Origin of the sequence: Kocuria rhizosphaericola (assembly GCF_044462205.1) — a bacterium.
Classification (GTDB): domain Bacteria; phylum Actinomycetota; class Actinomycetes; order Actinomycetales; family Micrococcaceae; genus Kocuria; species Kocuria rhizosphaericola.
This window is the reverse complement of record NZ_JBISWK010000110.1, coordinates 1-13137: the sequence shown is the minus strand read 5'-3', so window position 1 is coordinate 13137 and position 13137 is coordinate 1. Positions and strand designations below refer to the sequence as shown.

General features: G+C 71.0%; 17 protein-coding genes. All 17 read left to right on the top strand.

All coding sequences use genetic code 11. The annotated features are described in order from the left end of the window. The coding region (gene rpsE / locus ACH9D2_RS11160) for a 30S ribosomal protein S5 (protein ID WP_396362897.1) at window positions 1-555 on the top strand (555 nt) is incomplete at its 5' end. After that, entirely contained in the window at window positions 555-764 is a 210-nt protein-coding gene (rpmD, locus tag ACH9D2_RS11155) for a 50S ribosomal protein L30 (RefSeq protein ID WP_344119400.1), read from the top strand. The genes rpsE and rpmD, both read left to right, overlap by 1 nt. 2 nt (window positions 765-766) lie before the next feature. Further along, on the top strand, window positions 767-1255 hold the full coding sequence (rplO, locus tag ACH9D2_RS11150; protein ID WP_396362896.1) for a 50S ribosomal protein L15: 489 nt from the start codon (window positions 767-769) through the stop codon (window positions 1253-1255). A gap of 268 nt (window positions 1256-1523) precedes the next feature. Then, a complete protein-coding gene (gene secY, locus ACH9D2_RS11145; RefSeq protein WP_396362895.1) occupies window positions 1524-2834 on the top strand; it encodes a preprotein translocase subunit SecY in 1311 nt (436 codons plus the stop codon). Window positions 2835-2910: 76 nt separating this feature from the next. Next, window positions 2911-3474: an adenylate kinase gene (locus ACH9D2_RS11140; RefSeq protein WP_396362894.1), complete on the top strand. Its 564-nt coding sequence runs from the start codon at window positions 2911-2913 to the stop codon at window positions 3472-3474. A gap of 117 nt (window positions 3475-3591) precedes the next feature. Beyond that, the gene (gene map, locus ACH9D2_RS11135) at window positions 3592-4428 is read left to right on the top strand and encodes a type I methionyl aminopeptidase (RefSeq protein WP_396362893.1); all 837 of its coding nucleotides are present in this window, start codon (window positions 3592-3594) and stop codon (window positions 4426-4428) included. 50 nt (window positions 4429-4478) lie between these two features. After that, complete coding sequence (rlmN, locus tag ACH9D2_RS11130; RefSeq protein WP_396362898.1) at window positions 4479-5654, top strand: 23S rRNA (adenine(2503)-C(2))-methyltransferase RlmN; 1176 nt, start codon at window positions 4479-4481, stop codon at window positions 5652-5654. Between the two features lie 264 nt (window positions 5655-5918). Further along, entirely contained in the window at window positions 5919-6140 is a 222-nt protein-coding gene (infA, locus tag ACH9D2_RS11125; RefSeq protein ID WP_017833319.1) for a translation initiation factor IF-1, read from the top strand. A gap of 55 nt (window positions 6141-6195) precedes the next feature. Then, window positions 6196-6309, top strand: a complete 114-nt coding sequence (gene rpmJ, locus ACH9D2_RS11120) for a 50S ribosomal protein L36 (protein ID WP_017833320.1) — start codon at window positions 6196-6198, stop codon at window positions 6307-6309. A 170-nt stretch (window positions 6310-6479) separates the two neighbouring features. Further along, the gene (gene rpsM, locus ACH9D2_RS11115) at window positions 6480-6848 is read left to right on the top strand and encodes a 30S ribosomal protein S13 (RefSeq protein WP_017833321.1); all 369 of its coding nucleotides are present in this window, start codon (window positions 6480-6482) and stop codon (window positions 6846-6848) included. A 91-nt stretch (window positions 6849-6939) separates the two neighbouring features. Further along, window positions 6940-7344, top strand: coding sequence for a 30S ribosomal protein S11 (gene rpsK, locus ACH9D2_RS11110; protein WP_396362892.1), 405 nt, complete (start codon window positions 6940-6942; stop codon window positions 7342-7344). A 137-nt stretch (window positions 7345-7481) separates the two neighbouring features. Continuing rightward, a complete protein-coding gene (locus ACH9D2_RS11105) occupies window positions 7482-8489 on the top strand; it encodes a DNA-directed RNA polymerase subunit alpha (RefSeq protein ID WP_396362891.1) in 1008 nt (335 codons plus the stop codon). 67 nt (window positions 8490-8556) lie between these two features. Continuing rightward, a complete protein-coding gene (rplQ, locus tag ACH9D2_RS11100; RefSeq protein ID WP_396362890.1) occupies window positions 8557-9318 on the top strand; it encodes a 50S ribosomal protein L17, sunset domain variant in 762 nt (253 codons plus the stop codon). A gap of 100 nt (window positions 9319-9418) precedes the next feature. Continuing rightward, window positions 9419-10390 carry a tRNA pseudouridine(38-40) synthase TruA gene (gene truA / locus ACH9D2_RS11095; protein WP_396362889.1) on the top strand — a complete coding sequence of 324 codons (972 nt, stop codon included), beginning with the start codon at window positions 9419-9421 and terminating at the stop codon, window positions 10388-10390. A gap of 260 nt (window positions 10391-10650) precedes the next feature. After that, window positions 10651-11094, top strand: a complete 444-nt coding sequence (gene rplM / locus ACH9D2_RS11090; RefSeq protein WP_017833326.1) for a 50S ribosomal protein L13 — start codon at window positions 10651-10653, stop codon at window positions 11092-11094. A gap of 33 nt (window positions 11095-11127) precedes the next feature. Then, window positions 11128-11634, top strand: coding sequence for a 30S ribosomal protein S9 (gene rpsI / locus ACH9D2_RS11085; protein ID WP_396362888.1), 507 nt, complete (start codon window positions 11128-11130; stop codon window positions 11632-11634). Window positions 11635-11767: 133 nt separating this feature from the next. Further along, window positions 11768-13123 carry a phosphoglucosamine mutase gene (glmM, locus tag ACH9D2_RS11080; RefSeq protein WP_396362887.1) on the top strand — a complete coding sequence of 452 codons (1356 nt, stop codon included), beginning with the start codon at window positions 11768-11770 and terminating at the stop codon, window positions 13121-13123. Window positions 13124-13137: the final 14 nt, after the last annotated feature.

The following is a 13137-nucleotide window of genomic DNA, read 5'->3' as shown; positions in this document are numbered from 1 at the left end:
GGCGGCCGCGGCGGCCGCGGCGGCCGCGACGAGGAGAAGGACAAGTTCCTCGAGCGCGTCGTGACCATCAACCGCGTCTCCAAGGTCGTCAAGGGCGGTCGTCGCTTCAGCTTCACCGCTCTCGTCGTCGTCGGCGACGGCAACGGCATGGTCGGCGTCGGCTACGGCAAGGCCAAGGAGGTGCCGGCCGCGATCTCGAAGGGCGTCGAGGAGGCGAAGAAGAACTTCTTCCGCGTCCCGCGCATCGAGGACCGCACGATCCCGCACCGCGTGCAGGGCGAGGCCGCCGCCGGCGTCGTCATGCTGCGCCCGGCGACGCCCGGTACCGGTGTGATCGCCGGTGGTCCGGTCCGCGCCGTGCTCGAGTGCGCCGGCATCCACGACGTGCTGTCGAAGTCCCTGGGCTCGTCGAACCAGATCAACATCGTGCACGCAACCATCGAGGCGCTCCGCCAGCTCGAGGAGCCGGCGGCCGTCGCGGCCCGTCGTGGGCTGCCGATCGACGAGGTCGTCCCCGGTCCGTTGCTGCGCTCGATCCAGAAGGCAGGTGCCTGATGTCCGGCAAGCGTATCCAGCCCGACGGCGCGGAGCTGCGCATCACGCAGGTCCGGTCGGTGGTCGGCCAGAAGCAGAACATGCGGAACACCCTGCGGTCCCTCGGCCTCAAGCGGCCGGGCAACGTCGTGGTCCGCAAGGCCGACGGCGTGACCGCGGGCATGGTCAACACCGTCGCCCACCTGGTCAAGGTCGAGGAGGCCAAGTAACCATGGCAGAGAACACTGCTGAGAACACCGCTCAGAGCAACGAGAAGGTGCACGCCCTCAAGGTGCACCACCTGCGTCCGGCCCCGGGCGCGAAGACCGCCAAGACCCGCGTGGGTCGCGGTGCGGGGTCCAAGGGCAAGACCGCCGGCCGCGGCACCAAGGGCACCAGTGCCCGGTACCAGGTCAAGGCGGGCTTCGCGGGCGGGCAGCTGCCGCTGCACATGCGCCTGCCCAAGCTGCGCGGGTTCAAGAACCCGTTCCGCGTGGAGTACCAGGTCGTCAACCTGGACAAGCTCACCGAGCTCTTCCCGGAGGGCGGCGAGGTGACCGTGGAGTCGCTCGTGGCCCGCGGCGCGGTCCGCAAGAACCAGCCCGTCAAGGTCCTGGGCTCCGGCGACATCGCGGTCGCGGTCGACGTGAAGGCCCACGCCTTCTCGGGCTCCGCCGCGGAGAAGATCGCCGCCGCCGGCGGCAGCACCACCGCGCTGTGAGCGCGGGCCGCGGGTCCGGGCGCACGCCCGGCCCCGCGGCTCCCACGGATCAGGCCCCGTCCACGCCAGCGTGGGCGGGGCCTGGTCCGTCGGCGGGGACGCGACCGCCGCCTCGGCGCGCGCCCCGGGGGAGTCCCGGGCCCGACGCGTTCGTTAGACTTGTCGGAGTCGTCCGCGCCCGTCCCGTGCGCGGACCGAGGACCGAGCTCCCGCTCCACCACACCCCCCGCCGCCGGATGCCGGTCGGACCCAGTCTCTAGGAGGACATGTGCTCAGCGCTTTCGGACGGGCGTTGCGAACCCCCGACCTGCGACGCAAGCTGGGGTTCACCCTCGCCCTCATCGTGCTCTACCGCCTGGGCACGTTCATCCCGGCGCCGGGCGTCGACTACGGCAACGTGCAGCAGTGCCTGGCCCTGGGCACCACCACGGGCGGCGTGTACGACATGGTGAACCTCTTCAGCGGCGGCGCCCTGCTGCAGCTGTCGGTCTTCGCCCTGGGCGTGATGCCGTACATCACCGCGAGCATCATCGTGCAGCTGCTGCGCGTGGTCATCCCGCGTTTCCAGGAGCTGCACGAGGAGGGCGCGCAGGGGCAGACGCAGCTCACCCAGTACACCCGCTACCTCACCATCGGCCTCGCGCTGCTCAACGCCACCACGGTGGTCTCCCTCGCCCGCTCCGGTGCCCTGCTGGGGGACTGCCCCCTGCCGATCATCCCCGACGACACCTGGCTGACCGTGCTGATCATCATCATCACGATGACCGCGGGCACGGCGATCATCATGTGGCTGGGGGAGCGGATCACGGAGAAGGGCGTGGGCAACGGCATGTCGCTGCTCATCTTCACCTCCATCGCCGCGACCTTCCCCTCCGCACTGGGTGAGATCCTCCGCACCCGCGGCTGGGGCGTGTTCCTCTCGGTGCTGGCCGTGGGTCTCGTGGTGATCACCTGCGTGGTCTTCGTGGAGCAGTCCCAGCGCCGCGTGCCCGTGCAGTACGCCAAGCGGATGGTGGGCCGGCGCACCATCGGCGGCACCACCACCTACATCCCGCTCAAGGTCAACATGGCCGGCGTCATCCCCATCATCTTCGCGTCCTCGATGCTGATGCTCCCCGGCATGCTCGCCCAGTTCGGGATGCCGGACGACGGGACGGACATCCCCGGCTGGGTCAACTGGATCAACACGTACCTCGTCACCGGCGACCACCCCGTCTACATGGCGATGTACTTCCTGATGATCGTGTTCTTCACGTACTTCTACGTGTCGATCACCTTCAACCCGGAGGAGGTCTCCAACAACATGAAGCGCTACGGCGGCTTCATCCCCGGGATCCGGGCCGGCCGGCCCACCGAGAAGTACCTCGCGTACGTGCTCAGCCGGATCACGTTCCCGGGCGCCCTGTACCTGGGCATCGTGTCGATGATCCCGCTCGTGGCGCTCGTGCTGATCGACGCGAACCAGAACTTCCCCTTCGGCGGGCCGTCGCTGCTGATCATGGTCGGCGTGGGCCTGGACACGGTGAAGCAGATCGAGGCCCAGCTGCAGCAGCGCAACTACGAGGGCCTGCTGCGCTGACCCGCGTCCACGCCGGGGCGCCGGGGCCGTCCCGGTAGACTGTGACGGCAGCCTCCACCGACCGCAAGGAGAATTCATGACCCGCATGCTCATCATCGGCCCCCCCGGCGCAGGCAAGGGCACGCAGGCCGTCCGCATCTCGGAGCGGCTCGGCATCCCGGCGATCTCCACCGGGGACATCTTCCGGGCCAACATCAAGGGCCGGACCGAGCTGGGCGAGGAGGCCAAGAGCTACATCGACGCCGGCGACCTCGTCCCGGACTCGGTGACCAACCGGATGGTGCGCGACCGCCTCGCCGAGACGGACACGGCCGACGGCTTCCTGCTCGACGGCTACCCGCGCAACGCCTCGCAGGTGGAGGAGCTGGACGCCATCCTCGCCGAGCTGGGGCAGGAGCTCGACGTCGTGCTGAAGCTGACCGCGGACCGCGACGAGCTCGTCCAGCGGCTCCTGGGGCGTGCCGAGAAGGAGGGGCGCACCGACGACACGGAAGCCGTCATCCGGCACCGCCTCGACGTGTACGACGCGGAGACCGCCGCGGTCGTCGACGTCTACGACCGGCGCGGCATCGTCCGCGAGGTCGACGGGCTGGGGTCCGTCGACGAGGTCTCCGAGCGGATCATGACCGCGCTGTCCTGACGCACCGTCCCGCACCACCGACGCCGTGACACCCCCGGACACCCCCGGGGGTCTCACGTTTAACCCACCACAGCCGCGAGCTCCCCGACCGGGGGAGCGGCTCGGAAGGAAGACCGCATGTTCGGCCGCCGCCGGATCGAGTACAAGACCAACACCCAGCTGCGCGCCATGCAGCGCGCCGGGGTGGTGACCTCGCGCGCCCTCGACGCCGCCGTGGCGGCCGCCGTCCCCGGCGCGACCACCGCGTCCCTCGACGACGTCTTCCGCTCCGTCCTCGACGAGCACGGGGCGAGCTCCAACTTCCTCGGCTACTTCGGCTATCCCGCAGCGGTGTGCGTGTCCGTCAACGAGGTGGTGGTCCACGGCATCCCCGGGGAGCAGGTGCTGCAGGAGGGGGACATCCTCTCCGTGGACGGCGGGGCGATCGTCGACGGCTGGCACGGGGACTCGGCGCGCACCGTGCTGCTGGGCCGCCCCGACCCCGCCGACGCCGAGCTCTCCGACGTCACCCGCAACGCCATGTGGCACGGCATCGCGGCGGCAGCCACGGGCACCCACATCGGCGACATCGGCGCGGCCGTGGAGGACTACGTGCGGAAGGTCTCCGGGCACCGCTTCGGGATCCTCGAGGAGTACGTGGGCCACGGCATCGGCTCCAAGATGCACATGGCCCCCGACGTCCTGAACTTCCGCAGCACCGACCGCGGGCCCCGCCTGCGCGCCGGGATGGCCCTGGCCATCGAGCCGATGCTCGTGCGCGGCGGGATCGGCACCCGCGTGCTCGACGACGAGTGGACCGTGGTCACCACGGACGGGGCCCGCTCCAGCCAGTGGGAGCACTCCGTGGCGCTGCACGCCGACGGCGTCTGGGTGCTCACGGCCGAGGACGGCGGGGCCTCGGAGCTCGAGCCGCTCGGCGTGCGCCCCGTCCCGATCCCGGAGGACCTGCCGTGAGCCGGCCGCCCTCCACCACCCAGGACCCGCGACACCGCGAGGAGAACACCGTGGCCCAGCAGCCGCAGCAGAGCACCACGACCAGGACACCCGTCGAACTCACCGTGAAGCCGCGACCCGGTCAGCTGACCTTCGCCGCGCCGCGCCGCGGCAAGCCCCCGCGCCACCTCGCCGACTTCGACATGGCCGGCCGCCGGCAGTTCCTCGCCGAGCTGGGGCACCAGCCCTTCCGCGCGGGCCAGCTCTCCCGGCACTACTTCGACCGGTTCGCCACGGCTCCGGAGGACATGACCGACCTGCCCGCGGCCGGGCGGGAGGAGCTCGTGTCCCAGGCCCTGCCACCGCTGCTGACGACCGTGCGGAGCCTCGAGGCCGACCAGGGCGCCACCGTCAAGAACGTCCACCGGTGCTTCGACGGGGCCACCGTGGAGTCCGTGCTCATGCGCTACACCAACCGGGTGACCATGTGCATCTCCTCCCAGGCCGGGTGCGGCATGAACTGCCCGTTCTGCGCGACCGGCCAGGCGGGCCTGACCCGCAACCTCTCGACCGCGGAGATGGTCGAGCAGGTCGTGCAGGGGGCGCGGATGCTGCGCGGCGGCCGGGTCGGCCGGGCCGAGCAGGAGCCGCTGCGGGTCTCCAACATCGTCTTCATGGGCATGGGGGAGGCCCTGGCCAACTACAAGGCGTCGATCGGCGCGATCCACCGCCTCATCGACCCCTCCCCGGAGGGCCTCGGCATCTCGGCCCGCGGGATCACCATGTCCACGGTGGGCCTGGTGCCCGGCATCCGGAAGTTCACGCAGGAGAAGCTGCCGGTCACCCTGGCGCTGTCCCTGCACGCCCCGGACGACGAGCTGCGGGACGATCTCATCCCGATCAACACCCGCTGGAAGGTCGACGAGGCGCTCGACGCCGCCTACGAGTACTACCAGGCCACCGGGCGGCGGGTCTCGATCGAGTACGCCCTGATCCGCGACATCAACGACCAGGGGTGGCGGGCCGACCTCCTCGGGGAGAAGCTCAACGCCCGCGACGGGGGCTGGGTGCACGTGAACCCGATCCCGCTCAACCCGACCCCCGGCTCGAAGTGGACCGCCTCGCGGCCCGGCGTGGAGCAGAACTTCGTGGAGCGCCTGCGCGCCCACGGCATCCCCACCACCGTGCGGGACACCCGGGGATCCGACATCGACGGGGCCTGCGGGCAGCTCGCCGCGACCGTCTGAGCGCCGTCGCCTCCGGTCCGCCGGACCCCGCGGGGGCCCCGGGGGCGCCGCCCGCGTTGCGGGAGGCGTCCCCGATCCCGTAGAGTGTCCTGTTGGTTGTCTGTGCTCCAGCGATTCCGCACTCATCGGACCGCGCCGACCCTCACCGTGCACCACGAACGGTGATGGTGCACGCGTACGGGTCCGCCGCGGCGTTTAACGACGATGTACACCCGAAACCCTGCCCGCCGCCCCGGCGGGGGGCACCTGAAGTTAGCGGAGGATATGGCCAAGAAAGACGGAGTCATCGAGATCGAAGGCACTGTGGTCGAGGCTCTGCCCAACGCGATGTTCCGCGTTGAGCTGAACAACGGTCACCTGGTCCTCGCCCACATCTCCGGGAAGATGCGCCAGCACTACATCCGGATCCTCCCCGAGGACCGCGTGGTGGTGGAGCTCAGCCCGTACGACCTCACTCGCGGTCGTATCGTCTACCGCTACAAGTAGGACCGGCGGCCGTCCGGGCCGCACACCACTCGAGAGAACGACGCGAAGGAATGCGATGAAGGTCCAACCGAGCGTGAAGCCGATCTGCGACAAGTGCAAGGTGATCCGCCGCAACGGGCGGGTCATGGTGATCTGCGAGAACCCGCGCCACAAACAGCGTCAGGGCTGACCAGCCCCGACCACCCCACGCAAGTGGATCGACAAAGGCACCGCTCCCGACCGGAGAGATCCAGGCGGGTGCCCCCGGCACAGAGGCCGGGGACCGGCGGACGGACATGACGTCCCCGACCGGGCAGCGATGCTCCATACCTCTGGAACACCACAAGGAGAACTGCCGATATGGCTCGTCTCGCAGGCGTCGACCTTCCCCGTGAGAAGCGGTTGGAGATCGCGCTCACCTACATCTACGGCGTGGGACGCACCCGCGCGCTGGCAACCCTGGACGCCACCGGCATCTCGGGCGACCTGCGCGTGCGCGAACTCACCGATGCCCAGCTCGTGGAGCTGCGCGACTACATCGAGGACAACTACAAGGTTGAGGGTGACCTCCGCCGCGAGGTGGCCGCCGACATCCGCCGCAAGGTCGAGATCGGCAGCTACCAGGGCATCCGGCACCGCCGCGGCCTGCCGGTGCACGGTCAGCGCACCAAGACCAACGCCCGCACCCGCAAGGGTCCGAAGCGCACGGTCGCCGGCAAGAAGAAGTAGCCCGCTGCCGCTCGCGCGCCGGGACCCCACGGTCCCCCGAGCGGCCCACCACCACTCTTCACTGCTCTTCAAAACTTTGTAGGAGATCTCCATGCCCCCGAAGACTCGCGCAGCGGCTGCCCGCAAGCCCCGCCGCAAGGACAAGAAGAACGTCACCCAGGGCCACGCCCACATCAAGTCGACGTTCAACAACACCATCGTCACCATCACCGACCCCTCCGGCGCCGTCCTCTCCTGGTCGTCCGCCGGCGAGATGGGTTTCAAGGGCTCTCGCAAGTCCACCCCCTTCGCGGCCCAGATGGCCGCCGAGGCCGCCGCGAAGCGCGCGCAGGAGCACGGCGTGCGCAAGGTCGACGTGTTCGTCAAGGGCCCCGGCTCCGGACGCGAGACCGCCATCCGCTCCCTGCAGGCCACCGGCCTCGAGGTCGGCTCCATCTCGGACGTCACCCCGAGCGCGCACAACGGTTGCCGCCCGCCGAAGCGCCGCCGCGTCTGATGTGAGCACGCCCACCGGGACCCTGCGGGGTCCCGGTGCGCGTGCCGACAACGGACCGGGAACCGGTCCGCACCCGTCAACTGTTTTCCACCATTTGCGCGCGTCATATAGCGGATGCCCGCCGAAAGGAAACATCAGTGCTCATCGCACAGCGCCCCACCCTCTCTGAAGAGGTCGTGGCCGACAACCGGTCCCGCTTCGTGATCGAACCGCTCGAGCCCGGCTTCGGCTACACCCTCGGCAACTCCCTCCGCCGCACTCTCCTGTCCTCGATCCCCGGGGCTGCCGTGACCAGCATCCGGCTCGACGGGGTGCTCCACGAGTTCTCCACCGTGGAGGGCGTCAAGGAGGACGTCTCCGAGGTCATTCTCAACATCAAGAAGCTCGCCGTCTCCTCGGAGCAGGACGAGCCCGTCGTGGCCTACCTGCGCAAGCAGGGCCCCGGCGTCGTCACCGCCGCGGACATCACCGCCCCGGCCGGTGTGGAGATCCACAACCCCGACCTGCACGTCGCGACCCTCAACGCGAAGGGCCAGCTCGAGCTCGAGCTGACCATCGAGCGCGGGCGCGGCTACGTCTCCGCCGCCCAGAACAAGGCCGGGGACGCGGAGATCGGGCGCATCCCGGTCGACTCGATCTACTCGCCCGTCCTGAAGGTGACCTTCCGCGTGGAGGCCACCCGCGTGGAGCAGCGCACCGACTTCGACAAGCTGGTCCTGGACGTGGAGACCAAGGAGGCCATCACCCCGCGTGACGCCGTGGCCTCCGCCGGCACCACCCTGGTCGAGCTGTTCGGTCTCGCCCGGGAGCTCAACACGGCCGCCGAGGGCATCGAGATCGGGCCCTCGCCGACGGACGCCGCGATGGCCGCCGACATGGCGCTGCCCATCGAGGACCTCGAGCTCACCGTGCGGTCCTACAACTGCCTCAAGCGCGAGGGCATCCACAGCGTGGGTGAGCTCGTGGGCCGCTCCGAGGCGGACCTGATGGACATCCGCAACTTCGGCGCCAAGTCGATCGACGAGGTCAAGGCCAAGCTCGTCGACCTCGGGCTGTCCCTCAAGGACTCGCCCCCCGGTTTCGACCTCGCCGCTCGCGCCGCCGCGATCGACGACGAGAACCCGTTCGACGACGACGACCACTAGTCCTTCCCGCTGACGTCCCGACGGGTGCCCGCCCGGGCCGGGACAGACTTCCAGGAGATCAACAACCATGCCTACTCCCACCAAGGGACCCCGCCTCGGAGGCGGACCCGCGCACGAGCGCCTGATGCTGGCGAACCTGTCCCAGCAGCTGTTCGAGCACAAGCGCATCACCACCACCGTGACGAAGGCGAAGCGGATGCGTCCCTACGCCGAGCGCCTGATCACCTTCGCCAAGCGCGGTGACCTGGCCGCCCGTCGTCGCGTGCTGGCGCAGCTGACCGACAAGTCCGTGGTGCACGAGCTGTTCACGACCATCGCCTCGGCGATGGAGGACCGCAACGGCGGCTACACCCGCATCACGAAGATCGGCTACCGCAAGGGCGACAACGCCCCCATGGCCGTCATCGAGCTCGTGATGGAGCCCGTCGCGACCCAGGCCACCGTCGCCGAGGCCGAGCGCGCCACCGAGAAGGCCGCCCCGGCCCCCGCGGCCCCGGTCGACACCCCGGCGGACTCCACCGTCGACGAGGTCGCCACCGAGGAGATCCCCGCCGACGAGCAGGCCCCCGAGGTCGGCTCCGAGCAGGCCGCCGAGGTCGCCGCCGAGAACACCGACGCGGAGTTCCCCGGCTCGCACGCCCCGCTCGAGTCCGGCGAGGCCCCCGAGGGCTTCGAGGTCAAGGGCAACAAGAACTCGATGAAGTACCACGTGCCCGGCTCGCGCTGGTACGCGGGGACCACCGCCGAGATCTGGTTCGACTCGCCGGCCAACGCCGAGGCCGCCGGCTTCCAGCCGGCCGGTGGCGCCGCCGCCCAGAAGATGCGCTGACCGGACTCCTTCCGGACAGACACCGAGACGCCGCCGGGGACCTGGTCCCCGGCGGCGTCGTCGTGCCCGCCCCCTGACCACACCCCTCCAGGAGCTGACCATGAGCCCGTCCGAGCCCCCCGTGCGCGTGCGGATCGACCTGGCCTACGACGGCGCGCCGTTCTCCGGGTGGGCCCGCCAGCCGGGTCTGCCCACCGTCCAGGCGGCCCTGGAGGACGCCCTCGCCGTGCTCGTCCGCCGGGACGTGCGCGTCGTGGTGGCCGGCCGGACGGACACCGGCGTGCACGCGCGCGGCCAGGTGGTGCACCTGGACCTGGCCGCGGAGGAGTGGACCGCTCTCGCCCGCGGCCGGGACGAGGATCCGGCCTTCGCGCTCGAGCGCCGCCTGACCGGGGCGCTGACGCACGTCCTGGGCCGCGGCCGCCGCGAGCGGGGCCTGCCGGAGTGCCCGGGCGCGGTGGTCGTCCGCCGCGCGGGTGCCGCCCCGGCCGGCTTCGACGCCCGCTTCTCCGCCGTCTCCCGCCGCTACAGCTACCGGATCGACGACGGCGCGGCGGGCCGGGACCCGCTGACCCGGCACCTGACGTGGTGGTCGAAGGACGTGCTCGACGTCCCCGCCATGGCCGAGGCGGTGCGGGAGCTGGTGGGGCTGCACGACTTCCTCTCCTTCTGCCGTCCGCGCGAGGGCGCCACCACGGTGCGCGAGGTCCTGGACGTGTCCGTCGAGCGGGACCGGGACGGGCTCGTGGTCCTGGACATCGAGGCGGATGCCTTCTGCCACCACATGGTGCGCTCGGTCGTGGGCGCGGCCGCGCGCGTGGGCGCGGGCCGCGAGGACCCCGACTGGCTCGGCCGCCGGCTGGCGGAGCGGGTCCGGGACGCGAAGGTGCTGTTGGCCCCGGCGCACGCCCTCGTGCTCGAGGAGGTCCGCTACCCCGGGGACGCCGCCCTGGGGGAGCGGGCCGAGCGCACCCGGGCGCTGCGCCGTCCTGTCGGCGGCCCCCTCCGCGAGCCCCCGCGCGGCGACGGGCGGGCACCGGCCCGCGGACACGACCGCCCACGGGGAGATTGACCGCCGCAACCTCCAGGTGTATGGCCCGAGTGGTCATTGGCCGCTCCATCCGGTAACGTTGGTTGCTGTTGTGCGTGTCCCGCCTCGGTTCACGTGTACCCGGATCCGCTGTCCAGTTGCAGGACGCCTGGCGGTCCGGTGCACCGGGGTCTCGGGCACCGGATGCAGCTCGGTCCTCACCCGAGCCCCGGACGGCACACCGAGAAACGGCGTGATCCCAACTAGCGCCACCGAGATAACCCGAACGAAGGCAAACTAACGTGCGTACGTACACCCCGAAGCCCGGTGACATCCAGCGCCAGTGGCACGTCATCGATGCCACCGACGTCGTCCTGGGTCGTCTTGCCAGCCAGACCGCAACGCTGCTGCGCGGAAAGCACAAGCCGACCTTTGCTCCCCACGTGGACGCCGGTGATTTCGTCATCATCATCAACGCCGAGAAGGTCGCCCTGACCGGCTCCAAGCTCGAGAAGAAGCGGGCCTACCGCCACTCCGGCTACCCGGGCGGGCTCAAGTCCAGCTCCTACGCCGAGCTGCTGGAGAAGCACCCGGTCCGGGCCGTGGAGAAGGCCATCCGTGGCATGCTCCCGAAGAACAAGCTGGCCGCCCAGCAGATGTCCAAGCTCAAGGTCTACGCCGGCCCGGAGCACCCGCACGGTGCCCAGCAGCCGCAGACCTTCGAGTTCACCCAGGTTGCCCAGTAATCGGGCCTACGACAGAAACTAGCGAGGAAAATCGTGGCTCAGAATACTGAAGAGCAGAACATCGTGGACGGCGAGGAGCAGCTGAGCAGCTACACCTCCGAGTCCGCCCCCGCCGAGGAGACCGAGGCCGCCACCGAGCGCCCCGCCCTGACCGTCTCCGGCCAGGCCGTCGGCCGCCGCAAGGAGGCCGTGGCCCGCGTGCGCGTCGTCCCCGGCTCCGGCCAGTGGATCGTCAACGGCCGCACCCTGGAGAACTACTTCCCGAACAAGCTGCACCAGCAGGAGGTCAACGACCCCTTCAAGGTGCTGGAGCTCGAGGGCGCCTACGACGTCATCGCCCGCATCCACGGCGGTGGCCCCTCCGGCCAGGCCGGTGCCCTGCGCCACGGCGTGGCGCGCGCGCTGAACGAGATCGACCTGGAGAACAACCGTCCGACCCTCAAGAAGGCCGGCTTCCTGACGCGCGACCCGCGCGTCATCGAGCGCAAGAAGGCCGGTCTCAAGAAGGCCCGCAAGGCCCCGCAGTACTCCAAGCGCTGATCGGAGGGCCTCCCGGCCCGCCCCTCGGCCCCACGGACCCCGTCCGACCCGGTGCACGCCGGTGTCGGACGGGGTCCGTCCGTTTCCGCCCGCCTGCCGCTGTCCGGGGCGCGGGGAACGTAGGATGGGGGCGATGTCTAGATTATTCGGAACGGACGGCGTGCGCGGGCTCGCGAACGACCTCCTCACAGCCAACATGACCCTGGACCTGGCCCAGGCCGCCGCGATCGTGCTCGGCCACGGCCACGCACGCGAGGGGCGGCGCCCCACGGCGGTCGTCGCCCGGGACGGGCGCGCCAGCGGCGAGTTCATCAGCGCCGCCGTGACCGCGGGCCTGGCCGGGTCGGGCGTCGACGTCCACGACGCCGGGGTCCTGCCGACGCCCGCGCTGGCCTACCTCGTGGCGGACCTCGACGCCGACTTCGGCGTGATGATCTCCGCCTCGCACAACCCGGCCCCCGACAACGGGATCAAGTTCCTCGCCCACGGCGGCCGGAAGCTGCCGGACCGGGTGGAGGACGAGATCCAGCAGGTCTTCGAGTCCGGCGCCTTCCGGCGCCCCACCGGTGCCGGGGTCGGGCGCATCCACCTGCTCACGGACGCGGAGGACCGCTACGTCCTGCACCTGGTGGGGGCGATCCCGCACCGGCTCGAGGGGATGCGCGTGGTCCTGGACTGCGCCAACGGCGCCGCCAGCGGGGTCTCCCCGGACGCGTTCCGCGGCGCGGGCGCCGAGGTGCACGTCATCGGAGCGGAGCCCGACGGCCTGAACATCAACGACGGCTGCGGGTCGACCCACCTGGAACCCCTCCAGCGGGCCGTCGTCGAGCTCGGGGCCGACCTCGGGATCGCGCACGACGGCGACGCCGACCGCTGCCTCGCCGTGGACGCGACCGGCCGGGAGGTGGACGGGGACCAGATCATGGCGATCCTCGCCCTGGCGCTCAAGGACGCGGGCCGGCTCGTCGACGACACGCTCGTGGCCACCGTGATGAGCAACCTCGGCCTCAAGCTCGCCCTGCGCGACGCCGGGATCGACGTGCGCGAGACCGCTGTGGGGGACCGCTACGTCCTCGAGACGATGACCGAGCACGGGTACAACCTCGGCGGCGAGCAGTCCGGGCACGTCATCATGTCCGACTTCGCCACCACCGGCGACGGGCTGCTCACCGGTCTGATGCTGGCCTCGCGCGTGGCCCAGACCCGCGCGCCGCTCGAGGAGCTGGCCCGGGTCATGACGCGGCTGCCGCAGGTGCTGCTCAACGTGCGCGGCGTGGACCGCGCCGCGGTGGGCTCCAACCCCGCCGTGCAGGCGGCCGTCGCGGAGGTCGAGCAGCGCCTCGGCGAGACGGGCCGCGTGCTGCTGCGGCCCTCGGGGACCGAGCCCGTCGTCCGCGTGATGGTCGAGGCGGCCTCCGAGGAGACCGCCCGGGCCGAGACGGAGTTCCTCGCCGCCGTGGTGGAGCGCGAGCTGTCCCTGACCGTCTGAGCGGTCCCGCGCAC

Coding starts and splice junctions, on each gene's coding strand:
- rpmD (WP_344119400.1), top strand. CDS start 555: ATGTCCGGCAAGCGTATCCAGCCCGACGGCGCGGAGCTGCGCATCACG.
- rplO (WP_396362896.1), top strand. CDS start 767: ATGGCAGAGAACACTGCTGAGAACACCGCTCAGAGCAACGAGAAGGTG.
- ACH9D2_RS11140 (WP_396362894.1), top strand. CDS start 2,911: ATGACCCGCATGCTCATCATCGGCCCCCCCGGCGCAGGCAAGGGCACG.
- map (WP_396362893.1), top strand. CDS start 3,592: ATGTTCGGCCGCCGCCGGATCGAGTACAAGACCAACACCCAGCTGCGC.
- infA (WP_017833319.1), top strand. CDS start 5,919: ATGGCCAAGAAAGACGGAGTCATCGAGATCGAAGGCACTGTGGTCGAG.
- rpmJ (WP_017833320.1), top strand. CDS start 6,196: ATGAAGGTCCAACCGAGCGTGAAGCCGATCTGCGACAAGTGCAAGGTG.
- rpsM (WP_017833321.1), top strand. CDS start 6,480: ATGGCTCGTCTCGCAGGCGTCGACCTTCCCCGTGAGAAGCGGTTGGAG.
- rpsK (WP_396362892.1), top strand. CDS start 6,940: ATGCCCCCGAAGACTCGCGCAGCGGCTGCCCGCAAGCCCCGCCGCAAG.
- rplQ (WP_396362890.1), top strand. CDS start 8,557: ATGCCTACTCCCACCAAGGGACCCCGCCTCGGAGGCGGACCCGCGCAC.
- truA (WP_396362889.1), top strand. CDS start 9,419: ATGAGCCCGTCCGAGCCCCCCGTGCGCGTGCGGATCGACCTGGCCTAC.
- glmM (WP_396362887.1), top strand. CDS start 11,768: ATGTCTAGATTATTCGGAACGGACGGCGTGCGCGGGCTCGCGAACGAC.